The sequence below is a fragment of the Asticcacaulis sp. genome, from assembly GCF_051956075.1.
Lineage (GTDB): Bacteria > Pseudomonadota > Alphaproteobacteria > Caulobacterales > Caulobacteraceae > Asticcacaulis.
The window spans coordinates 1-22,177 of the sequence record NZ_JBQCGA010000027.1 but is presented as its reverse complement, the minus strand read 5'-3'; the positions used below and the strand labels follow the sequence as shown (position 1 = coordinate 22,177).

At 62.9% G+C, this 22,177-nt stretch carries 24 protein-coding genes; 14 read left to right on the top strand and 10 right to left on the bottom strand.

Features of this window, described 5'->3' with window-relative positions:
* Positions 1-52: 52 nt before the first annotated feature.
* The gene (locus ACTHLA_RS06955) at positions 53-511 is read left to right on the top strand and encodes a hypothetical protein (protein WP_440186583.1); all 459 of its coding nucleotides are present in this window, start codon (positions 53-55) and stop codon (positions 509-511) included.
* A 75-nt stretch (positions 512-586) separates the two neighbouring features.
* A complete protein-coding gene (parC, locus tag ACTHLA_RS06950; protein WP_440186581.1) occupies positions 587-2,809 on the top strand; it encodes a DNA topoisomerase IV subunit A in 2,223 nt (740 codons plus the stop codon).
* On the opposite strand, the gene ACTHLA_RS06945 is transcribed toward parC, so the two are convergent.
* Together ACTHLA_RS06945 and ACTHLA_RS06940 are read right to left on the bottom strand one after the other, a co-directional pair.
* Positions 2,806-3,537: an arginyltransferase gene (locus ACTHLA_RS06945; protein WP_440186579.1), complete on the bottom strand. Its 732-nt coding sequence runs from the start codon at positions 3,535-3,537 to the stop codon at positions 2,806-2,808. The genes parC and ACTHLA_RS06945 overlap by 4 nt on opposite strands.
* Positions 3,538-3,618: 81 nt before the next feature.
* On the bottom strand, positions 3,619-4,524 hold the full coding sequence (locus tag ACTHLA_RS06940) for a flagellar motor protein MotB (RefSeq protein ID WP_440186577.1): 906 nt from the start codon (positions 4,522-4,524) through the stop codon (positions 3,619-3,621).
* Positions 4,525-4,682: 158 nt separating this feature from the next.
* On the opposite strand from ACTHLA_RS06940, the gene ACTHLA_RS06935 reads away from it, so the two are divergent.
* Positions 4,683-5,168 carry a flavin reductase family protein gene (locus tag ACTHLA_RS06935; protein ID WP_440186575.1) on the top strand — a complete coding sequence of 162 codons (486 nt, stop codon included), beginning with the start codon at positions 4,683-4,685 and terminating at the stop codon, positions 5,166-5,168.
* Positions 5,165-6,034 carry an NAD(P)-dependent oxidoreductase gene (locus tag ACTHLA_RS06930; RefSeq protein WP_440186573.1) on the top strand — a complete coding sequence of 290 codons (870 nt, stop codon included), beginning with the start codon at positions 5,165-5,167 and terminating at the stop codon, positions 6,032-6,034. Before ACTHLA_RS06935 ends, ACTHLA_RS06930 begins: the two co-directional genes overlap by 4 nt.
* Here ACTHLA_RS06930 and ACTHLA_RS06925 read toward each other — a convergent pair.
* Both ACTHLA_RS06925 and ACTHLA_RS06920 read right to left on the bottom strand, forming a co-directional pair.
* Complete coding sequence (locus ACTHLA_RS06925) at positions 6,031-6,726, bottom strand: DUF1223 domain-containing protein (protein ID WP_440186571.1); 696 nt, start codon at positions 6,724-6,726, stop codon at positions 6,031-6,033. The two genes, ACTHLA_RS06930 and ACTHLA_RS06925, sit on opposite strands and share 4 nt — an antisense overlap.
* 115 nt (positions 6,727-6,841) lie before the next feature.
* The gene (locus tag ACTHLA_RS06920; protein ID WP_440186569.1) at positions 6,842-7,714 is read right to left on the bottom strand and encodes a DUF535 family protein; all 873 of its coding nucleotides are present in this window, start codon (positions 7,712-7,714) and stop codon (positions 6,842-6,844) included.
* Positions 7,715-7,883: 169 nt separating this feature from the next.
* On the opposite strand from ACTHLA_RS06920, the gene ACTHLA_RS06915 reads away from it, so the two are divergent.
* Both ACTHLA_RS06915 and ACTHLA_RS06910 read left to right on the top strand, forming a co-directional pair.
* A complete protein-coding gene (locus tag ACTHLA_RS06915) occupies positions 7,884-8,549 on the top strand; it encodes a response regulator transcription factor (protein ID WP_440186567.1) in 666 nt (221 codons plus the stop codon).
* Entirely contained in the window at positions 8,546-9,949 is a 1,404-nt protein-coding gene (locus ACTHLA_RS06910; RefSeq protein WP_440186565.1) for a sensor histidine kinase, read from the top strand. The genes ACTHLA_RS06915 and ACTHLA_RS06910 overlap by 4 nt, the downstream gene beginning before the upstream one ends.
* Positions 9,950-9,956: 7 nt before the next feature.
* On the opposite strand, the gene ACTHLA_RS06905 is transcribed toward ACTHLA_RS06910, so the two are convergent.
* From ACTHLA_RS06905 to ACTHLA_RS06890, 4 genes are all read right to left on the bottom strand, one after another.
* Positions 9,957-10,358: a hypothetical protein gene (locus tag ACTHLA_RS06905; protein WP_440186563.1), complete on the bottom strand. Its 402-nt coding sequence runs from the start codon at positions 10,356-10,358 to the stop codon at positions 9,957-9,959.
* A 64-nt stretch (positions 10,359-10,422) separates the two neighbouring features.
* Positions 10,423-10,959 (bottom strand): hypothetical protein, encoded by a 537-nt coding sequence (locus ACTHLA_RS06900; protein WP_440186561.1) that lies wholly within the window; start codon positions 10,957-10,959, stop codon positions 10,423-10,425.
* 3 nt (positions 10,960-10,962) lie between these two features.
* Positions 10,963-11,964 carry a porphobilinogen synthase gene (gene hemB, locus ACTHLA_RS06895; RefSeq protein WP_440186559.1) on the bottom strand — a complete coding sequence of 334 codons (1,002 nt, stop codon included), beginning with the start codon at positions 11,962-11,964 and terminating at the stop codon, positions 10,963-10,965.
* 88 nt (positions 11,965-12,052) lie between these two features.
* Positions 12,053-12,601 (bottom strand): DUF1697 domain-containing protein, encoded by a 549-nt coding sequence (locus ACTHLA_RS06890; protein ID WP_440186557.1) that lies wholly within the window; start codon positions 12,599-12,601, stop codon positions 12,053-12,055.
* A 197-nt stretch (positions 12,602-12,798) separates the two neighbouring features.
* Between ACTHLA_RS06890 and hemA the strand changes: the two genes are divergently transcribed.
* Positions 12,799-14,022: a 5-aminolevulinate synthase gene (hemA, locus tag ACTHLA_RS06885; RefSeq protein WP_440186555.1), complete on the top strand. Its 1,224-nt coding sequence runs from the start codon at positions 12,799-12,801 to the stop codon at positions 14,020-14,022.
* Positions 14,023-14,029: 7 nt separating this feature from the next.
* On the opposite strand, the gene ACTHLA_RS06880 is transcribed toward hemA, so the two are convergent.
* Positions 14,030-14,359 carry a HesB/IscA family protein gene (locus ACTHLA_RS06880; RefSeq protein WP_440186553.1) on the bottom strand — a complete coding sequence of 110 codons (330 nt, stop codon included), beginning with the start codon at positions 14,357-14,359 and terminating at the stop codon, positions 14,030-14,032.
* A 158-nt stretch (positions 14,360-14,517) separates the two neighbouring features.
* On the opposite strand from ACTHLA_RS06880, the gene ACTHLA_RS06875 reads away from it, so the two are divergent.
* From ACTHLA_RS06875 to ACTHLA_RS06850, 6 genes are all read left to right on the top strand, one after another.
* Positions 14,518-15,681, top strand: a complete 1,164-nt coding sequence (locus ACTHLA_RS06875; RefSeq protein ID WP_440186551.1) for a deoxyguanosinetriphosphate triphosphohydrolase — start codon at positions 14,518-14,520, stop codon at positions 15,679-15,681.
* Between the two features lie 93 nt (positions 15,682-15,774).
* Entirely contained in the window at positions 15,775-16,920 is a 1,146-nt protein-coding gene (locus ACTHLA_RS06870; protein ID WP_440186549.1) for a DNA cytosine methyltransferase, read from the top strand.
* The gene (locus ACTHLA_RS06865; protein WP_440186547.1) at positions 16,917-17,630 is read left to right on the top strand and encodes a GIY-YIG nuclease family protein; all 714 of its coding nucleotides are present in this window, start codon (positions 16,917-16,919) and stop codon (positions 17,628-17,630) included. Before ACTHLA_RS06870 ends, ACTHLA_RS06865 begins: the two co-directional genes overlap by 4 nt.
* A 16-nt stretch (positions 17,631-17,646) precedes the next feature.
* Complete coding sequence (locus ACTHLA_RS06860; protein WP_440186545.1) at positions 17,647-18,021, top strand: very short patch repair endonuclease; 375 nt, start codon at positions 17,647-17,649, stop codon at positions 18,019-18,021.
* 99 nt (positions 18,022-18,120) lie between these two features.
* A complete protein-coding gene (locus ACTHLA_RS06855; RefSeq protein ID WP_440186543.1) occupies positions 18,121-18,687 on the top strand; it encodes a YSC84-related protein in 567 nt (188 codons plus the stop codon).
* A gap of 167 nt (positions 18,688-18,854) precedes the next feature.
* On the top strand, positions 18,855-19,289 hold the full coding sequence (locus tag ACTHLA_RS06850) for an OsmC family protein (RefSeq protein ID WP_440186541.1): 435 nt from the start codon (positions 18,855-18,857) through the stop codon (positions 19,287-19,289).
* Here the strand turns inward: ACTHLA_RS06850 and ACTHLA_RS06845 are convergent.
* Positions 19,286-20,701, bottom strand: coding sequence for an ArnT family glycosyltransferase (locus ACTHLA_RS06845; protein ID WP_440186539.1), 1,416 nt, complete (start codon positions 20,699-20,701; stop codon positions 19,286-19,288). The genes ACTHLA_RS06850 and ACTHLA_RS06845 overlap by 4 nt on opposite strands.
* A 130-nt stretch (positions 20,702-20,831) precedes the next feature.
* On the opposite strand from ACTHLA_RS06845, the gene ACTHLA_RS06840 reads away from it, so the two are divergent.
* Positions 20,832-21,986, top strand: a complete 1,155-nt coding sequence (locus ACTHLA_RS06840; RefSeq protein WP_440186537.1) for an NADH:flavin oxidoreductase/NADH oxidase — start codon at positions 20,832-20,834, stop codon at positions 21,984-21,986.
* The last annotated feature ends 191 nt before the right edge of the window (positions 21,987-22,177 follow it).

Sequence of the window (22,177 nt, the reverse complement as noted above, 5' to 3'; positions counted from 1 at the left end):
GTAAGATTTACCATGCCATAACTGCGTTAGGAATAAGGACTATCACGACCCCATGCTGCCCTACAGCGAACAGCAGTTGATCAACGCCAATGTCAATCCGGCCACCGGACTGGCCACCGATTATCCCAACCTGTTCAATGAGGCGGTCATGCTATTTGAAATGGGCCTCGACATGCCGGACATGGCCGAGGAACTGACCGACTGGCGCCCGCACGGCTATATCGAGCATTTCGAGCGTTCCGGTTTTGAGCAGAAGGATGTGGTGGTCGCGGCCTATCTCTATGCGCCGCACGAGATTCGCGAGGCCTTCGACGCTTCGGTGGCGCGCGCACTCAGCGTGTTCGATTCCTCGATCAACATTCTGCTCAGCACGCATATGATGGACGCCGCCGCGCGCGCCGATCTGGAGACCCGTCTGGTGGAGATGAAGGCGCTGGTCATCGAGATGGACTCGCACATTCACGGTCGCGTCGAATCCGACCTGCAAAGCGAAGTGGACGCTTTGTTTTAGGCCTGTCCACGCTTTCAGGCCGCCAAACCCTTAACCGCTCTTGTTTTCCGCACCTTCCCGTTTTAGCGTCGCGGCATGAGCGATGTGATGATTCCTGCGGGCGGCGACGATGGCGGTCGCATCCTGGACGAGCCGATGAGCGAGGCGCTGTCGCGCCGCTATCTGGCCTATGCCCTATCGACCATCATGCACCGGGCGCTGCCCGATGTGCGCGACGGCATGAAGCCCGTGCATCGCCGCATCATGTACGCCATGGGCGATATGCGCCTGACCCCGGAAGCCGCCGCGCGCAAGTGCGCCAAGGTGGTTGGCGAGGTCATGGGTACGTACCACCCGCACGGCGATCAGGCGATCTATGACGCGCTGGTGCGCATGGCGCAGGACTTTGCGCAGCGCTATCAACTCGTCGACGGGCAGGGCAATTTCGGCAATATCGACGGCGATAACGCCGCCGCCATGCGTTACACCGAATGTAAGCTGACCCCGGCGGCGATGATGCTGCTGGACGGCATCGGCGAGAACGCTGTCGATTTCCGCGCCACTTATGACGAGCAGGACGAGGAGCCGGTGGTGTTGCCCGCAGGCTTTCCGAACCTGCTGGCCAACGGCGCCATGGGCATCGCGGTCGGCATGGCGACCTCGATCCCGCCGCATAATGTCACTGAACTGATCGACGCCTGCCGCAAGCTGCTGGCCAAGCCCTCGACCACTCTGGACGAACTGCTGGAGATCATTCCGGGGCCGGACTTTCCGACCGGTGGGGTGTGCGTCGAAGCCCCCGCCAATATCCACGACGCCTACCGCACCGGCAAGGGCAGCATCCGCACACGCGCGCGGTACGAGGTCGAGGATCTGGGGCGCGGCGCCTGGCGCATCGTGGTGCGCGAAATTCCCTATCAGGTGCAGAAGTCGCGCCTGATCGAACAACTGGCCGGTCTGATCGAGGCCAAGAAGGCGCCGTTGCTGGGCGATGTGCGCGACGAGTCGGACGAACAGGTGCGCCTGATCCTTGAGCCGAAATCGCGCAATATCGAGCCCGAAGTGCTGATGGAGAGCCTGTTCAAGATCTCCGACCTGGAGACGCGCTTCGCCGTCAATATGAACGTGCTGGACGCCACCGGCACGCCGCGCGTGATGAATCTGCGCGAATGCCTGACCGCCTTCCTCGACCACCGCCGCGAAGTCTTGCAGCGCATGTCGCAATGGCGGCTGGACCGCATCGAAAAGCGCCTGCACCTGCTCGACGGGCTGATGATCGCCTTCCTCAATCTCGACGAGGTGATCCGCATCATCCGCGAGGACGAGACGCCGAAACAGACCCTGATGGCGCGCTTCGCTTTAAGCGACATGCAGGCCGACTACATTCTCGACACGCGGCTGCGGCAATTGGCGCGGCTTGAAGAGATGAGCATCCGCGCCGAGCATGACAAGCTGTCCAAGGAGCGCGATGAACTGATCGACCTGCTGGGCGACGAAAAGAAACAGTGGAAGCGCATCGACCAGCAACTGGTCGAGGCGCGCAAGAAGCTGATGTCGGCGCGCCGCACCACCTTCGCTGACGCGCCAAGCGGCTTTGAGGTCGCGGCCATCGAATCCTATCTGCCCAAGGAGCCGATCACCGTCATTCTGTCGAAACGCGGCTGGATACGCGCCGCCAAGGGCAAGGTCGAGGATCCGTCCGAGCTGAAATTCAAGGAAGGCGACGAACTCGGCTTCCTGGTGCCGGGCTTCACGACCGACAAGCTGCTGATCTTCACCTCGGACGGGCGTTTCCTGACCCTCGGCTGCGATAAGCTGCCGTCGGCGCGCGGGCATGGCGAACCGCTGCGACTGATGCTCGATATCGACGAGGGGGCGCAGATCGTCGATCTGTTCATGCTGACGCCGGGCGCCAAGCGCGTCATGGTGTCGAAGTCGGGCTATGGCTTCGTGATGAACGAGGACGACGCGGTCGCCAACAAGCGCGCGGGCAAGCAGGTGCTGAACACCGACGGAACCGAAGCCTTCGCCGCCCTGCCGGTCCATGGCGACCACATCATCGTGCTGGGCGAGAACAACAAGCTTCTGGTCTATCCGGTGTCGGAACTGCCGGAAATGGCGCGCGGCAAGGGCGTGAAGTTGCAGGCCTACAAGGATGGCGGCGTCAAGGACATCGCTGTCGCCGACCTGAGCCAGGGCGCGGTCTGGTACGACGGCTCCGGCAAGGCGCGCGACTTCAAGGACGTGGAGGACTATATCGGCCGCCGCGCCTCGGCGGGCCGCATCGCGCCGCGGGGACTGCGACGGCTGCGCATTTAACCCTTCTCCGGCTTCGGCAGGGTTTGCCAGCCGAGGTCGGTCAGGCCTTCCAGCGGCCAGTAGCGCGCCTTGTAGTCCATCTTGGGCGAGCCCTTGACCCAATAGCCGAGATAGACGTGGTCGTAACCGGCGCGGCGCGCCTGGTCGATATGGTCGAGAATGACATAGCGGCCCAAGCTGCGCGATGACAGGTCTGGATCGTAGAAGCTGTAAACCAGCGACAGGCCGTCATTGAGCGCATCGACCAGCACGCAGGCGACCAGTTTCTCACCCAGCCGGTACTCGATCAGATGGGTGCGCACCAGCGTGTCTTCGATCATGGCGACCAGATCGGGCCAGCTCATATCCATCATGCCGCCGTCAGGATGGCGCGCGCGCATATATTTTTGCAGCAGGTCGTACTGTTCACGGCTGGCTTCGGCCTCGACAAACGCCTTGGAGAGGTCGGCATTGGCGCGCAGCACGCGGCGGTCGGATTTCGACAGAACATAACGCCTTACCGGGATGCGCACGCTCTGGCAGGCGCGGCAGGTCTGGCAGGCGGGCCGGTAGGCGATGTTCTGCGAACGACGGAAACCTATGGCGGAAAGCTGATCGTTCACGCCAATCGCTTCGAGCGGCGGCAGGTGAACGAAGACCTTGCGCTCCTCCTGACCGGGCAGATACGGGCATGGGCCGGGGACCGTCAGATAATATCTGAGTTTGCGTCCTGGAAAATGCTCACTCATCTGGCCATGGAATCCCGAAGCGGCCCCGTACAGGCGATCATTTGAACCCAATTCCTTACATCCGGCAAGGCCGGATTTGGATTAGTTCTGCGGCAGGACCGGGGCTTCGCGCAAAAGCACGATGGCGATGCGGCGATTGCCAGCCAAGGACGGATCGTCGGGATAGAGCGGCTCCGAAGCGGCCTTGCCTTGAATCTGCGCGATGCGGTCCTGATCGACGCCCGCCGATTGCAGCACGGCTCTGGCCGCGTCGGCCCGGGCGGCGGATAAGGCCCAGTCGCGCGGATTCTGCGTCGCCGCGCCGAGTGAAGCCGAGGTGTGGCCGGTGATCGAGATGCGGTTGGGCAACTTATTGACAATCTTGGCGACGGCGCGCAGCAGCAGTTTGGCGCGGTCATTGGGCTGGGCCGAGTTCTGATCGAACATCGAGCGGCCTTCCTGGTCGATCAACTGGATACGCAGCCCCTCAGGCGTCTGATCGACGAGGATGTTCTTCGACAGCTCCGCCAGTTCCGGCATGTCCTGCAAGGCCTGACGCAGGGATTCCGCCGCGCTCTGGAAGGCCATCTGTTCACGCTTCTGGGCGTCGGTCTCCTGATCGGAATCGGCGTCGGAGGCGTTGGCGGCCTTGCCGTTCGCCTGCGACGACTGGCCGTCGGGATCCTGCACGTCCGGCGCCTTGGGCGCCAACTGGTCGATAAAGGACATGGTCCCGGCGTTCTTGTCGCCGTCCTGACCCAGAGCCTGACCGCCCAGAATGCCGCCGGAGCCGGACGTGGTCTGCGACACATTGGTCGGCGCGAAATAGTCGGCGACGCCGCGCTTCTGTTCCGGCGAGGTGGTGTTGATCAGCCACATCAGCAGGAAGAAGGCCATCATCGCGGTCACGAAGTCGGCATAGGCGACCTTCCAGGCGCCGCCGTGGTGACCGCCGCCGCCGCCTTTTTTGATCTTCTTGATGATGATGGGCGCGTCTTGCTTGGCCATGACCGGTGCGGAAGCTGGTAAATCTTCGCCAAATTAGCCGCCTTAACCTTAACAGGGCGTTGAAGACAAAGCCGTTACGCATGAGAAAACACGCCGCAATGGTTGCTTTTTGGGTTCGGAACGGCTTACAGGAGGGGGCGTTTTATTAAGTTGAGATCATGGATAAAAAGGCCCTGCGCCATACGCTCGGCGGTTTCGCCACCGGCGTTTGCGTCATCACCGCCCCTGACCCCGATCACAGGTCCGGGCACGTCATCGGCATGACCGCCAATTCGTTCAGCTCGGTGTCGCTGGCGCCGCCTCTGGTGCAGTGGTGCCTCGATCTCAAGGCGCACCGCTACGACGTCTATGCCGACGCGCCGCGCTTCGGCGTCAATCTGCTGGGCGCCGGACAAGCCTTGCTGTCGCGTCGGTTTGCGCGCGAAAACGCGCATATTACGCCGGACGAGGGCTTGACCGAAGCGGCGCAACCCCTGCGTTTGAAGGAGGCTGCGGCGTTTCTGGACTGCGAACTTTATGAACGCCGCGAGGTCGGCGACCATCTGGTCATTATCGGTCGGGTGCTGGCCTTCGACAGCGATCCGCAGCGCGCGGGCCTGCTGTTCTTTCGCGGGCGCTATGGCGATACGGGAGTGATGTTATGAAACTGTGTTTTGCGGGGCTTGGCGTGATGGGCGCGCCGATGGCCGGGCATCTGATCAAGGCGGGCCATGCGGTGACGGGCTATAACCGCACCTTCGCTAAAACGGAAGCCTGGGCCGCACAATACGGCGGAACCGCGGCGCGGGACATTTCCGACGCCGTCGAGGGCGCCGACGCGCTGCTTTTGTGCGTCGGTCGTGATGAAGACGTGCGCGAGACGATCACGGCGGCCCTGCCGCACCTGAAGGCGGGCGCTCTGGTCATCGACCACACCACGACCTCGGCCAAACTAGCGCGTGACATGGCGACCCTGTGCGCCGATAAGGGCGTCGTCTTCTACGACGCGCCGGTGTCGGGCGGGCAGGCGGGCGCCGAGAACGGTCAGTTGTCGGTCATGGTCGGCGGCGATGCGGCGCAGTTCGAGGCCATGAAGGCGCTGACGGCGCCCTACACCAAGTCCATCACCCGTCTGGGCGAAGCGGGCGCCGGTCAGACGGCCAAGATGTGCAACCAGATCGCCATCGCCGGCGCCGTGCAGGGCGTGGCCGAGGCGCTGCACTTCGCCCGGTCGGCCGGACTGGACGCTGATCTCGTCTTCAACGCCATTTCGGCGGGCGCGGCGGGCTCGTGGCAGATGTCGAACCGTTGGAAGACGATGAGCGAGGACCGCTACGATTTCGGCTTCGCGGTCGATTGGATGCGCAAGGATTTAGGCATCGCGCTCGACGAAGCGCGCGCTAACGGCGCCCATCTGGCCGTCGCGGCGCTGGTCGATCAGTTCTATTCCGAGGTGCAGGCCATGGGCGGAAGCCGCTGGGACACGTCCAGTCTGCATGCGCGGCTTGAGGCGCGTCGCAAGAACGCCTAATTCGTCGCCGCCGCCAGGATGGGGCCGCCAATGTCTTGCTGGACAAGGATGGCGGTCTTGAAACGCGCATCGCTTGCTTTTTGCAAAGAAAAGCTTGTCGCCTTGCCGTTCCAGTCGCCGAGTTTGAGCAACTGGCGCACGACATTGCGTTGCGGCAGGGTGCGGCCGCCATTCTCGCCGCGCCCGACGGCGACATTTTGCAGGCGCGGATCGTAGCGGATCAGCCAGACCACGCCGGACGAGGCGCCGCCTGCGGGCGCGGCGGACAGGCTGACCTGATCGGCGTTCAGGGTCAGTTGCGGTCCCGGCGTTTGCTCCGTCCGGGCGCGCGCAATCAGGGCTTCGACCGGCTTCAGATTCTGCCCCGGCGTGTCGCGAAATCCGTCAATCACCATTTGCGGCGTATAGACATTGGCGTGGCGCAGGCCGCGCGCATAGTCCCATTGTCGCTGCGTATAGGCCGGATTGCCGAACGTATCCTTCCAGCCAAGATTATCCCAGTAGGTGACGGAAAAACTGAGCGGCAGAACGTTTTTCTCATCGGCCAGAGCGTTCAGAACGGCGTGGGCGGGCGGACAGGACGAACAGCCCTGACTGGTGAACAGTTCGACGACGACAGGACGCTGCGGCTGCGCAATGGCGGGCGCACAGGCGCTCAGGATAAGGGTAAGGATCGGAATAAGGCGCTGCATATATCCTCATTACGCACATGCGACGCGCAAGGTTACAGGCTCATGATGTCGGCCAGGCGAGCGGCGCTGGTCGATCAGTTCTATTCCGAGGCGCGGCGGAAATCCTGACGGGAGGTCAGGCGGCCTCCTGCCGGGACCTGACCAAAGGCGACGCCAGCAGAAGCGGCGCCAGGCTGGCGGCGATCTGCTGGTCGAGCGAGGCCTTGAGCGCTTGTCGGGCTTGCCAGTCCTTACGTTTCTTGGCCGGTATGTCGGCTGCGACGCGCGTTTCCGGCCGCCGCGCTGGCCTTTCGAAATAGCCGCTCGCCAGATGCTTGGCGCCGTTTTCAAGCCAGAACTGCTCATTATTGGCCAGGAAGGCGTGACGCGCATTGCGTAGGGGGTGCCAGGCGTCGGGAATGGTCTCCAGCGTTTCGGCGCCGAACAGTTCCGCCAACGCCCCGGCGACATAGAGGTTTGCCGCCTTCGGGCGCCAGCCGTGCAAGGCGCGCGTCGCGGCGATGATGCGTTGCTTGGCGTCCTCGGCGGCTGGACCTTGCAGACCGCCGATCCTGAGAACGCGGCGGCCATCATCCGCGCGTCCGATGTGAAAGGTCAGCGCCGCCAGGGCCAGATCTTCGCTGTCCGCCTTTAGGAACAGGGTGATTTCGCCTTCGGCGCGGTAGCGTTCATGTCGATGCAGGCTGAAACTGTAGGATTGGCCCTGTTTGTCGTCAAGGCGCGCCAACGGAATGACGTCGCCGCGCATCAGGCTTGCGATAAGGTCCGGGCGCATTATGTCGACTTCACTGTTATAATGCCCGGTCAGCAGGGAGAGCTTCTGACGTGGCGACAGTTTGCGGCTGTAATAGCTGCGCGTAAACTTGGTCCGCAGCATTTCTATGGGCGGTTCCTGCCCGGTGTAGAGCAGATGATTGGCTTCGGTGTAAGTGATCCAGCGCGCCGACCAAGGATACATCTGCCAGTATTTGATGACGAAAAAACGCATTTTTCCGAAACCGAACTTCTGGCGGATACGCTTTGCCGTAGCCAGAAAACGCACAAAAGACATGGTTAGCCTGTATGACTGATAGAATTCGGCGGCACAGTAAGACACATTGCTGATGTGAAACTGATTGCAGCCTTAGATTGTTAAATGCGGTGACGGGGCGCATGACGTGACGACAAGATTGCTGGTGATTGAGGACGATCCCATTCTGGGCGAGGGACTGAAAACAGGATTGCAGAAGGCGGGTTACAGCGTTGATCTGGCCGATCGGCTGGATGCCGCCAATGCTGTGTTGGCCCGTCGTCATCAACCGGCGGCCATACTTCTCGATCTGGGCCTGCCGGATGGCGACGGCTTGAAATTTCTCAAAACCCTGCGGCGCGACGGGCAAAGCGTTCCAGTCATGATCGTCACGGCGTCGGCGCAGAGAGAGATGCGGTTGGAAGGTCTGGACTCCGGGGCTGACGACTATGTCACCAAACCCTATGACCTTGACGAAGTGACGGCCCGAACGCGCGCGCTATTGCGTCGGTCGTGGGGCATGGCGGCGGATTTCGTGCAATTTGGTCCTTATGAACTCGACCTCAATGGTCAGGTCGTGCGTGCAGGCGAGCGCAGCGTCCTTTTGACCCAGAGGGAGTTCCGCGTCCTGTCGCTGTTGACAAGCCGTATCGGGCGCTGGGTGTCCAAGCCCGATATCGAATACGCTGTCTATGAAGACGCCGCTGATATCGAGAGCAATACGATTGAAACGGCGGTCTATGGCCTGCGTAAGAAACTCGGCGCCGAGGTCATTCTGACGGCGCGCGGCCTTGGCTATATGGTCCGGCGATGAGGCCGGCGACGCCGCGCCGCGCGCGGTCCCTGACCCGGTCCGTCTTCCTGCGCGGCGTGATCGTCGTCATTCTGGGCATGATTCTGATCAGCGCTGTTGCAGTTACGACGCTGTCGTCACTGGTCAACCGCGGTTTTGATTCGCAGTTGCGCATGGGCGGCGTGATGCTGGTCAGCCTGATGGCGGATGAACTGTCGGCGCAGCGCGCTATGACGCCGCGCAGGCCGCCTTCGTGCGATTTTCCGCTCTTGTCCGACGAAGACCGGAGCGCCTTTATCGACTATGCGCGCTGGCGCATGTTCCGCGTCTGGTACGGCGGCAAGACGTGCTGGGCGTCGCGCGCGGGGCCAGCCCTGTCCGCGCCAGCCCCGGTGACCTATGACCGGTTTCAGGAAGTTCGCGACCACGGCGTGACGTGGCGTTATTACACCCACGCCGCGCCGCGCAACGGTCCGGTGGTGCAGGTTGGAGAGCCGCTGGGCGCGCGCAACCGCATCGTCATGCGCATGGCTCTGGAAATGATTGCGCCGTTTCTGCTGATCGCAATCCTGTTGATCCTTGCCCTGCTGCGCGGCATGCATATCAGCCTCAGCCATCTTGATCAGTTCAGCGACGCCCTGGCCAAACAGAAGGATCGCCCGCCTTTTCTGCGTCCACGGACTGAGGACTGGGCCAGCGAACTGCATCCGCTGATCGAGACGCTGAATCGTCTGTTCGATCGCATTGAGGGCGCGGTCGGTCGCGAGCGCCGTTTTATCGATATGGCTGCGCATCAGTTACGCACCCCGCTGGCCGGGCTCAGCATCGAAGCGCAACTGGCCGCGCGCAGCCAGAGCCCGGAGGAATTGCAGACACGCCTGGCGGGTGTCCACGCTTCTACGCAGCGCGTTTCGGGCATGGTCGATCAACTTCTCGCGCTGGCGCAGGTCGAGGCTTCCGGCGCCATCGGCCTGACCGCCGTACCTGTGAAGGAGGTTCTGTCCTCCGTGATCGCCGACATAGCCCCAGTGGCGGCGCGTCGGCAGGTTGAGATCATTGTCGAAATGGATGACACAGATGCGACGTCCGGCCCAGAGGCGCTGCTGCATCCATTATTGGCGAACCTGATCGACAATGCCGTCAAATATGCGCCGGACGGCGGAGAGGCGCTCATAGAACTGGCCAAGGGTGTGCTGGTCATCAGCGACACCGGACCGGGTATGAGCGAAAGCGAACGCGCGCACGCCTTTGAGCGTTTCTGGCGCGCGCCTGGCAACACCGAAGCCGGTGCGGGACTGGGTCTCGCCATCGCACAGGAGGCCGCATCGCGACTATCGGCGCGCATATCGCTGGATGACCGCAGCGACGGACGCTCCGGCTTGCGGGTGGTCGTCCACTTCGCCGTCAGCGCGAAGGATTGAGCCGCGCTTACGAGGCAGGCCAGGCGACGCGGTGATCGTCGGGCGCCAGGGTGATCTTGCCGGACTGAATGTCCTTCTGCCTCTGCAACTCGGTCTGGACGCGCCAGTCGCCGACCGTGTCGCATTCGACGGGGCGCGTATCGACGGGAACCTTGAACTGGTCATGGATCGCCTGCTCGAAGCCTTCGGCGAAGATGGCGAGGTTCGGGCCGTCGGGCTTCAGGTTGGCGTCAACCTTGAAGACATTGGACTCGTAGGACTGGTTGCGGTTGAAGTCGAAATAGCTGCACTGCACCCAGGTTTGCGGCGGCGGCGGCGTGGAGGGTTGCGCGGGCGGAAGCTTTTCCGCCGTGATCTGCGCGGCGGCGGGCGTGGCCAGCAGGGCGAACAGAAGAGCGAGCATCTTCATGAGAACCTCCTTTGTAAGACCTTTAAGGTAGGCGCCGCCCGCCGTTTTGTCAGCCCCAAACCGGTTAATTCAGCGCTGCGGCCCGCGCGACATAGCGTTGCAGGACACGGCTGTAATTGTCGTCGAACTGGATCAGGCTGATGTCATCATAGGCGAACTCGATTTCATCCTCGATCCAGTTTCCGCCCGGATCGACCGCTTTCAGCGCCACGCTGTCCGGGGTCACCTCGACGATTTCGCCGACATCGGCTTCGTCATCCTGCGTCAGCACGACGAATCTACCCTTGGCCTTGAGCGAACGGAACAGGTCGGGATAGCCCCCCAGCTTCACCCAGGCGAAGCGTTTGGTGCGTTTGACGCTGTTGAAGTCGAGGATGCGCACCTGCGCGTCATGAAATTCCGAGGTTTCGCATGCCTCGATGCGTTCGATAGGGATGACCATGGCGCCATAGTCCTGCCATTCGTAAATGGCTTGCAGCAGGACGAACTGCGCGCTCATGCCCACAACGAAGCCTTCATGGCCGCCGTCCTCGATTTCAAGGCGGACATAGCCGCCCTGATCATAGGCCTGGCGCAGGTTGGCGATAACGGAAGCGGTCATGGATCAGGCTTTCAAAAGTTCCGCCACATGGCGCGCGAAATAGGTCAATATGCCGGACGCCCCGGCGCGCTTGAAGGCCAGCAGGGTTTCCAGCACGCCCTTGTCATGGTCCATAAAGCCCGCCTCGACGGCGGCCTTGATCATCGCATATTCGCCGGAGACCTGATAGACGAAGGTGGGGACGCGGAACGTATCCGAGACGCGCTGCACGATGTCGAGATAGGGCAGGCCGGGCTTGACCATCACCATGTCGGCGCCCTCTTGCAAATCAATAGCGACCTCGCGCAGGGCCTCGTCCGTATTGGCTGAGTCCATCTGATAGGTCTTTTTATCGCCCTTCAACGCCTTGACGCCAATGGCGTCGCGATAGGGGCCGTAGAAGGCGGAGGCGTACTTTGCGGCATAGGACATGATCATCGTATCCTGATGTCCGGCGGCCTCCAACGCCTTGCGGATCGCAAGTATGCGTCCGTCCATCATGTCAGACGGCGCGCAGATATCGGCGCCCGCCTGCGTCAGCACCAGCGCCTGCTGCACCAGCATCTCGACTGTGGCGTCATTGGCGATCTTATCTCCTATAATCAGGCCGTCATGGCCGTGATCGGTATAGGGATCGAGCGCGATATCGACCAAAAGGCCGATATCGGGCACCTCGGCCTTGATGGCGCGGCAGGTTTGCGCGATCAGGCCGTTCGGGTCGATGGCGGCCTTGGCGTCGGATGTGCGGATGCTGTCGCTCAGGTGCGGGAACAGGGCCAGGACCGGGATGCCGAGGTCGCGCGCCAGTTTCGCTTCCTTGACCGCTTCCGCTACGCTCAGCCGGTCAACGCCCTTGAGCGAACCAATGGCTTCGCGCGCCACATCGCGGTCATGTACGAAGATCGGCCAGATCAGGTCGGAGGTCGAAAGCCGGTTCTCCGCCACCAGATCGCGTATCCACCCGTTCTGACGAAGACGGCGCGGACGCAAAAGAGGAAACGGGGCGAGGGTAGGCGTGAAGGTCATGGCGGCGCGACTCCGATAGGCTTTCGGATTTAGGCGCTTTGGCGGAAGGCTTCAAGCGGATGAAAGGGAGGGTTTGACGAAGCGTCTGCTAATTTTTCAGATCCTTCGCCATCTCCAGCAGTGTCTCGACCGTGTTGAGATTGCGCGCCGTCATGTCGGCCTTGATGTAGCGCCCGATCTTTTCGGCCAGTTTCGAGCGGCCTATGCCTTCGGGAGCGTAGAGATAGAAAACGTCGTAGGTCAGTCTGAAATCCTCTTCATTGGCCTTCAAAGCGGCGAGGGCGTCGAGATCGGCGGACGTCGCAGGCGCTTTCAGGAACATGAAATGCTGCGCCTTGCCCTTGTGCTCATGATCGCGGAACGGGTTTTCCGCTAATAATTTGCGCAAATGTTCCGCCGTGACCAGAAACAGCGGCGGACGAAAGCCGAAACGCTTTTCGATGGCGGTTTCGATGCGGTCGGAGGTGTCGGCTTCGGACAGGCCTGAGCGGAAAACGACATTGCCGCTCTGGATATAGGTCGTCACGTCCGTAAAGCCATCGGCCTCCATCAGCGCCTTCAAATCCTTCATCGGCAGCTTGTTGTTGCCGCCGACATTGACGCCGCGAAAAAGCCCGATCCAAATCTTTCCGCTCATGCTGATCCGTTGGGTGCGACAGGGTGCGGCAATTCGCGCATCCTGAGTGGTGGAAATTCTGTGGCGTCCTGCTACATTATAGCGCAATTTAGGATGATAAGGCCCGGATATTTATCCGACCGAAGGCTTGTGTCCACAGGCCACGGAGGGTATCTCGTTAGAATTGCTGTCTTTTGTCAGGCAGCCGGAGTTTTGCAATGGACTATAATGCCGCTTTCGAGGCCGCTGTCGATAAGGTGCGCTCCGAGGGACGTTATCGCGTTTTCGCCAATCTGAAGCGTCATCAGGGCCAGTTCCCGCGCGCCACCTGGATCAGGGACGACGGCTCCGAGCAGGCGGTGACGGTCTGGTGCTCAAACGACTATCTGGGGCAGGGGCAGAATCCGGTGGTGCTGAAAGCCATGCATGACGCCATTGACGCGGTCGGCTCTGGCTCAGGCGGCACACGCAATATTTCCGGCACGACCTGGTATCATAATCATTTAGAGGCCGAACTGGCTGACCTGCACCAGAAAGAAGCGGCGCTGGTCTTTTCGTCCGGCTATGTCGCCAATGAGGCGGCGCTTTCGACCCTGTACAAGATTTTGCCGGGCCTGATCGTTTTTTCCGACGCGCTGAACCACGCCTCGATGATCGAGGGCATCCGCAACGGTCGCGGCGAACGCCACATCTATCGCCATAACGATCTTGACCATCTTGAGGAACTGCTGAAGGCCGCCCCGGTCAATGCGCCGAAACTGATCGCGTTTGAATCGGTCTATTCGATGGACGGCGACATCGCCGATATCGCCGCGACCATCGCTTTGGCCAAGAGATACAACGCCCTGACCTCTAGTGACGAGGTCCACGCCGTCGGCATGTACGGCCTGCGCGGCGCAGGCGTCGCCGAACGCGACGGCGTGATGGATCAGATCGACATTATCGAAGGCACGCTGGGCAAGGCGTTCGGCATGATGGGCGGCTATATCGCCGCCAACGCCAACATCATCGATGCGATCCGTCTGTGGGCGTCGGGTTTTATCTTCACCACCTCACTGCCGCCCGCCATCATGGCCGGGGCCGCCGCCTCGGTGAATTGGTTGAAAGACCATAACGAAAAGCGCGTCCAGCATCAGGAGCGCGCCCAGGCGCTGAAAGACCGCTTCCGCGCCGCGGGCCTGCCGGTGCTGCCGTCGGTGTCGCACATCGTGCCGGTGCATGTCGGCAATCCCAAGCACTGCAAGATGATCTCGGACATCCTGCTCAATGACTACGGCGTTTATGTCCAGCCGATCAACTATCCGACCGTGCCGAAGGGGACCGAGCGGCTGCGCTTTACGCCGTCGCCCGACCATGACGACGGCATGATGGATCATCTGGTGCAGGCGATGGACAAGCTGTGGACGCATTGTAACGTAGCGCGGTTGCCTTCGGTCGCCTGAGCGGATTCTATAACGCGAAACTGGTTCCGCAGCCGCAGGACGACACCGCCAGCGGATTGAGAATCTTGAACTGCGAGCCAACCAGCTCCTCGACATAGTCGATCATCGACCCGGCCATTAAAGGCGCGGACACCTCATCGACCAGCGCGACCGCGCCGTCATGTTCGATGCGGCTTTCGTCGTCGTTGGCTGCATCGGTCAGGTCCAGCACATACTGAAAGCCGGAGCAGCCGCCGCCCTCGACCTGGACGCGCAGCATGACCTTGTGGCCCGCCGCATCGGACAGGCGGTTCAGATGGCGGGCGGCGGCGGCGGTGAGGGTGATGTTATGGCTCATGATTTTAACGCAAAAAGACCAAATTAGCCCAGAATATGGGCCTAAATGCCCTAAAAATCACCCCCCACACGCACATTCCACCCACCCAGGCGACTTATTTTTAGGCGATGGTTACATTTTAGAGTATATCCACAGGCCCGAACCGATCTGGAGCCGTGATGTCCGAACTCGCCCCCTACGCCGCCGACGTCGCCGCAAGCCGGGGACGTCTGCACGCCGAGGCGGATAGTCCGACGCGCACGGCCTTCGCGCGCGACCGCGACCGCATCATCCATTCCACCGCCTTCCGCCGCCTCAAGGGCAAGACGCAGGTTTTCGTCGCCAATGAGGGGGATTATTTCCGCACCCGCCTGACCCATTCGCTCGAAGTCGCGCAGATTGCGCGCTCGCTGGCCCATTCGCTGCGTCTCGACGAAGACCTGGCCGAGACGATCGCGCTGGCGCACGATCTTGGCCATCCGCCGTTCGGCCACGCGGGCGAGGACGAACTGCACGCCTGCATGGCGCCGTGGGGCGGTTTCGACCACAATGTCCAGACCTTCCGCGTGCTGACCCGGCTTGAGGTGCGCTATCCGGCGTTTGACGGCCTGAACCTGACCTGGGAAACGCTGGAAGGCGTGATCAAGCACAACGGGCCGGTGTCGCACCATATGGAGGAGCCGTCCTGGAAGGCGCTGGCCGACTTCAACGCCCAGTGGGACTTGCGCCCGGACAGTTTCGCCTCGCTGGAGGCGCAGTGCGCGGCCATCGCCGACGACATCGCCTACAACAACCACGACGTCGATGACGGGCTGCGCGCCGGTCTGTTCAGCATCGACGACCTTCTGGAGGTGCCGTTGATCGGCGCGGCCCTGCGCAGCGTGCGCGAGGACTGGCCCGACCTTGAGCCGCGCATGCTGCGGCTGGAAGGCGTGCGGCGCATGATCGGCGTGATGATGCAGGACGTCATGATCGAGACGCACAGACGGCTGGCCGAGGACGGCGTGCAGAGCATCGAGAACGCGCGCGCCGCCAGGCGCCAGATGGTCGCCTTCTCAAAGCCGGTTTATGACGACCTGTCGCGGCTGCGAGGCTTTCTTTATGAGCGCATGTACAAGCACTACAGGATCAACCGCGTGCGCTCCTACGCCAAGCGCACTCTGAACGAGATGTTCCAGCAGTTCATGCACGAGCCGGACACCCTGCCGACCGCCTGGTTCCAGCTCGTCTGCTCGAAAGACACGGAGGCGGCGCGCGCCCGCGTCGTCTGCGACTATATCGCCGGCATGACCGACGCCTTCGCCATCGAGGAGCACCGCCGCCTGTTCTCGTTCGGCGGTTGACAAACGCTGGCGCCTGAGAACAATTGCGGAACATTCTGTTTTGACGATTCGGCGGCGGTCGAATCAGGGCAGGGTTGCGGCATGAGGGCGCAGATGTTCAGCTTTTACGAATTCTTCGCGGGCGGCGGCATGGCGCGCGCCGGACTGGGCGAAGGCTGGGACTGTCTGTTCGCCAATGATTTCGACGCGCGCAAGGGCCTGAGCTATCAGGCGAACTGGGGCGTTGGCGGCGAATTGCGCGTCGGCGACGTGCGCGCGGTGCGGGCCGCCGATTTGCCGGGCCAGGCCGATCTGGTCTGGGGTTCGTTCCCGTGTCAGGATCTGTCTCTGGCGGGCGTCGGCAAGGGGCTGAGCGGCGAGCGTTCCGGCGCCTTTTATCCGTTCTGGGACGTGCTGCATGGCCTGATCGAAGACGGGCGCGCGCCGAAGCTGGTGGTGATCGAGAATGTCGTCGGAACCCTGACCTCGCACGGCGGGCGCGATTTCGAGGCGATCTGCGCGACCTTCGCCAAAGCCGGCTATCGTTACGGCGCCCTAAGCATCGACGCGGCCCTGTTCGTGCCGCAGTCGCGTCCGCGCCTGTTCGTAGTCGGCGTGCGCGACGATGTCGCCAGCGACGCCCTGACCGCCTGCGAGCCGCTCGATCCGTTCCACAGCCGCGCCGTGCGTCACGCCATTGCGCGCCTGCCCAAAGCCGTGCGCGCGCGTCATGTCTGGTGGAACCTGCCGACGCCGCCGCACCGCGCCGACAGCTTCGCCGACCTGATCGAGGACCATCCCGACAGCGTCGCCTGGCACACGCCGCAGGAAACGCAGCGCCTGCTGGCCATGATGTCGCCGGTTAATCTCGACAAGGTGGACGCCGCCCGCCGCGCCGGACGGCGCATGGTCGGGGCCATCTATAAGCGCACCCGCCTGAACGAGAACGGCGACAAGGTGCAGCGCGCCGAGGTGCGTTTCGACGACGTCGCCGGCTGCCTGCGCACCCCGGCGGGCGGTTCGTCGCGGCAGGTGATCATGGTGGTCGAGGGCCGGGCGATCCGGTCAAGGCTGATCTCGGCGCGCGAGACGGCGCGGCTGATGGGCCTGCCGGACAGCTACCGTCTGCCGCACAAATATAACGAAGCCTACCATCTGACCGGCGACGGCGTGGTCGTGCCGGTGGTGCGCCATCTGGCGCAGCACCTGTTCGAGCCGCTGCTGGCCGGGGAAAGCGCCGCGCTGCGTCAGGTCTCGTGACCCTGCCCGGACCCGATACCATCCACGCGCCGCCGTTCGAGACGAACGACCTGCGCGAAAATCTCGCCGCTTTTCTCGATACGCCTTTTACCACGCAGGACGGCGCGACGCAGAAGATCGGCCATTTCCGCTGGGGCGTGTACGCCTTTTTCGACTACGATCGCGAACCGATCTATGTCGGCCAGACCAATGAGCGCCTGCGCACGCGCATCCGCCGCCACCTGACCAATCAGCGCACCGACGCGGTCGCCATGTCGGTGCTGGACCCGTTCGAAGTGTTCGAGATTGAGGTCTGGCCCCTGCCGCAGTTTGAGAACGTCAAATCATCGGACCCCGCCGCCCGCGCCCATCTCGACGCGCTGGAGCGGCAGGTGACGGCGCAGGCCGTCGAGCGTTCGCGCTTCAAGGCGATTCTGAACGAGAAAGACCCGCCGTCCGGCGCCATGATCGTCGATCTGCCGCAATCCTTTCGGGCGCGCGTGGTGTCCGAGCGCGTCTTCGACCTGCGCGCCCATCCCGACTATCGCATTGCGCGGCGCTCGCTGATCATCTCGCGCTTGGCGCAGGTGATTTCCGAGCGTAAGGTGCAAGGGGGGCTGAGGCGCGTGCTGCTGACCCAGGCCAAACGCTTGCAGTGGCTGGCGGCGCGCCGCTATGAAGCGCTGGGAGGCGCGGCCTCGGTTGCGGAAGACGGCGACGACGACGGATAGTTTGCGGTCGCGCACCATGCGCGCGGTTAAATCCAAGGACACCACGCCGGAACTGCGCGTGCGCCGTCTGCTGCACGGCATGGGCTATCGCTATCGCCTGCATCGCAGGGATCTGCCCGGCCATCCCGATCTCGTCTTTGCGGGCCCCCGTAAGGTGATCTTCATCCACGGCTGTTTCTGGCACGGTCACGATTGCCGTCGCGGCGCGCGCGTCCCCAAGACAAATGCCCATTACTGGACCGCCAAGATCGGGCGCAACCGCGACCGCGACGCGCGCGCTCTGAACGCTCTGGCGGAACAGGGCTGGCGCGTTCTGGTGTTGTGGGAATGCGAACTGAAGGATGAGGCCATTTTGCGCGCAAGCCTGCGCGCCTTTCTCGACGCTGCCTGACTTACCTTATCCTGATATTTCCCGCCGGAAGCGCGCATCGCATCGCCATGCCCCATCGCCTAGGGTCGTCGCATCATTCACCCCCGGCGGAGGCCCCCCATGTTCAAGCTCAACTTCAATGGCGCGGCCCTGGCGTTTGCGCTCTGCACGGCGGCGATGGCGCCCGCCCTGGCGCCGACGGCGGCGCAGGCGGCGACCAAGGCCGATATCGACCGCGACGCCAAGGCGGCGCTCAACAATCTTTACGCCAGCAATCCGACCGCCAAGCTGATCGGGTCGCGCGCCAAGGCCGTGCTGATCTTCCCCAGCATCGTCAAAGCGGGCCTCGTCTTCGGCGGCTCCTATGGCGAGGGCGAACTGCTGGTCAATGGCGGGGTGGAGAACTATTACAACTCCTTTTCGGGCTCCTGGGGTTTGCAGGCGGGCGTGCAGTCCTATTCCTACGCGGTCTTTCTGATGAATGACGACGCGCTGAAATATCTGCACGACTCGTCCGGCCTTGAGATCGGCGTCGGCCCCAATGTCGTCGTGGTCGATCAGGGCGTGGCGCGCAATCTCTCGACCTCGACGCTCAAGGACGACGCCTACGCCTTTATCTTCAGCCAGTCCGGCCTGATGGCGGGCGTGGCTCTGGAAGGCACGAAGATTTCCAAGATCAAACAATAGGCTTTTCCGCCGCCTGGTTTTGCCCCCGAACGCCAGCGTGGAAAACAAGACCCTCCGGCCCCGCGCCGGAGGGTCTTTTCGCTCCCGGCTTTGTGAGGCGCAAACGCTTGCGCCAACCCGCTTTACCGCTTACCCGTAGCTCGGCGTCAGCAAAAAGGAGACCTCCGATGATCCGCACAGCAAAAGCGCATTGGGCCGGGAACGGCCAGCAGGGCGAAGGCCAGTTGACCACGCAAAGCGGCGTTCTGAACGCGCAACCCTACAGTTTCAAACTGCGTTTCGAGAACGCCGACGGCAAGGCCGGGACCAATCCTGAGGAACTGATCGCCGCGGCGCATTCGGGGTGCTTTTCAATGGCCCTGGCCTTTGCGCTGGCGGCGTCGGGTTTCACCGCCGACAGCATCGATGCCGAGGCGCTGGTCAATCTGCAACCGGGCGACGGCGGTTTTTCGGTCACCGGCATTACGCTGAAGCTGAATGCGAAAATCCCCGGCATCAATAACGACCAGTTTCAGGATATCGCAGCGGGCGCCAAGGCCAATTGCCCGATCTCCAAGGCTCTGGCCGCCGTGCCGATCACGCTGGAAGCGACGCTGGTTTAATCGGTGTCGCAACCGGGCGCGCGCGGAAGGCCGGTGTAAAGCCGCACATCGGTCTTATGCGAGGGGGCCTTGCGCGAGGAGGTTGGCCCACGCGTGACGGCGCCGAGGTCTTGCAGGTTGCTGAAACAGTGGTCGAGCTTCGGCGCGTGACCGGCGGCGACCACGATCAGCGCCTTGCCCGCCGGATCGCGTCCGTCCCAGGCGTAGCGCGCGCGCTCCGCCGTCGCGGTCACGTCCTGCGGGCCAAGATGATAGGCCAGTTCGCCTTGAAGGTCGTAATCCGTGCTGGCGATCCAGTCTGCGCCTGTGGTTTTGCGGACGGCTTCGATCCGTTGCGACAGTCCGTCCCAGCCTTGCGTCTGTCCCACCGCGCCCAGAGGCGGGGCCAGATCGCCGAGCGCCAGAAAACCGAGCGCGAGGACGCTGACGCCGATGCCGAACGGCGCGGCGGCCTTGCGCGCCCAGCCCCACGCATCGCCCGCCGACGCCGCCAGCAGCACGAGGCCGGGAAAGACCGGCGCGGGCCAGTTGCCCTGAATGCGGTCGTGGAAGACGTGGACCAGAAGGTAAAGGATCAGCGGCAGGGGCAGGGCGATCAGCAGGGTCGTCGCTGCAGTTTTCACCTTGAACCACCTAAGGATGGCCAGACCTGCGAAGGCGGCGATGAACGGGTTGAGCAGCAGGGGTTGGGTGAGCAGGAATTCGAGCAGGTAACGCGCGCTTAGGTGGCTTGCCTCGATGCGGCCGAACTGCTTGGCGACGGTGATCCAGCCGTGCTGCGCGTTCCAGATCAGGTTCGGGGCCATAGTCACGACCGCGATCACGCCGCCCAGCCATAGCCAAGGCGAAATCAGCCAGCGCCGGGCATCGCGGTCCATGATCAGCCAGACCAGCACGCCGAGGCCGAGGACCAGATTGGTGTATTTGGCCTCGACGCCGAGACCGGCGAACAGGCCGAAGACGAGCCACCAGCGTCCGTCGCCGCTTGTTACAAGCCGCGCCAGCGCCCACAGGCCGCCCGCCCACATCAGTACGCTGGGCGGATCGGGGGTGGCGACCACCGTGCCGACGCTGAGCAGCAGGCAGGCATTGAGCCACAACAGCGCGCGGCGGGCGATCGTCTGATCGAACAGGGCTTTGGCTGTGTCATAGACCAGCCAGCACAGGGCCAGAAAGCCGAGGATGAAGGGCAGGCGCACGCACAGGGCGGCCTTGCTGGCGAACGCAAAGGCCGCGATCCACCACGCGACCATCGGCGGATGATCGTAATAACCGAAGCTAAGATGCTGCGCCCACAGCCAGTAATAGGTCTCGTCCGGCACGAGCCCTGCGCGCGCCGCCGCCAGCAGCCGCAACAGGGTCAGACCGATCAGCAGAGGCAGGTAGGGGATGGCTTTCAGGCGCGCGAACATGCGCCCTTGTGGCCGGTTTCGCACGGATTGGCAAATCCTCTGTGCCGCTGGACGCATCCGTTTCATCTGAAGCGCTGGCCAAGCGGATGAGAAGCTCTATATCTGGCCTTAGTCCAATATGGAGATGATTATGAGCGTCCTGTTTTCACCCATATCTCTGCGTGACCTGAATTTGCGCAATCGCATCGTGATCTCGCCCATGTGCCAGTATTCGGCGGAGGACGGGTGTGCGACCGACTGGCATATGATCCATCTCGGCCATCTGGCCCTGTCGGGCGCGGGGCTTTTGATCACTGAGGCGACGGCGGTGGAGGCGGACGGACGCATCACGCCGCATGATCTGGGGCTTTACGATGACGCCTGCGAGGCGGCGCTGAAGCCCGTCCTGGCGGCGATCCGGCGCTGGTCGGACATACCTGTGGCGATGCAGTTGGCGCATGCCGGGCGCAAGGCGTCATGCCAGGCGCCGTGGCGGGGCGGCGCGCAGATTGCGCCGGACGCGCCGACGGGCTGGCGCACCCATGCGCCGTCGGCTTTGTCGTTCCATGATGGCGATGCAGCGCCGATGGCGCTGGATGCGGCGGGGCTGGCGCGGGTGCGCGACGCCTTTGTTCAGGCCGCCATCCGCGCCGACCGGCTGGGGATCGACGCGATTGAGCTTCACGCCGCGCACGGCTATCTGCTGCATCAGTTCCTGTCGCCGCTGTCCAATGCCCGCGACGACGCCTATGGCGGGTCGCTGGAGAACCGGATGCGCTTTCCGCTGGAGGTATTCGACGCCGTGCGTGCGGCTTATCCTTCGCATAAGCCGGTTGGCGTGCGCGTGTCGGCGACGGATTGGGTCGAAGGCGGCTGGGATCTGGAGCAGACCCTTGCTTTCGCGCATGAACTGAAGATGCGCGGCGTCGATTTCATTGACGCATCCTCCGGCGGGTTGTCGCCGCATCAGAAGATCGCCGCCGGTCCCGGTTATCAGCTTCCGTTTGCGGAGGCGGTCAGGGCGCAGACCGGACTGACCACCTTCGCGGTCGGCCTGATCACCGAGCCGCAACAGGCCGAGGACATTATCGCCGAGGGCAAGGCCGACGCCGTGGCTCTGGCGCGCGCCATGCTCTACGATCCGCGCTGGCCATGGCATGCTGCGGCGGAGCTGGGCGCGCAGGTCGAGGCGCCGCCGCAATATCTGCGTTCAGCGCCGCATGGCGTCAAAGACCTGTTTAAGAGCGTTTCCCCAAAAAGTGGTTCCATTTTTTGGATAAGGAAGAGCGACAAAGCAAAGATTTAGAGCGCCGATCAGATCGGCGCTCTAAATAGCTATTGCACAGAAGCCGTCTGGATCGGCGCGGCGGGGCCTTCGTCCTTGCCGACGGCGATGACCGGCGAATCGCTGGCCGCCATGGCCAGGGTCGGGGTCTGCTGATTCATGAGCTGGCGGTAGATCCAGTAGGAGGCGGCGACCTCCTCGACATATTGCCG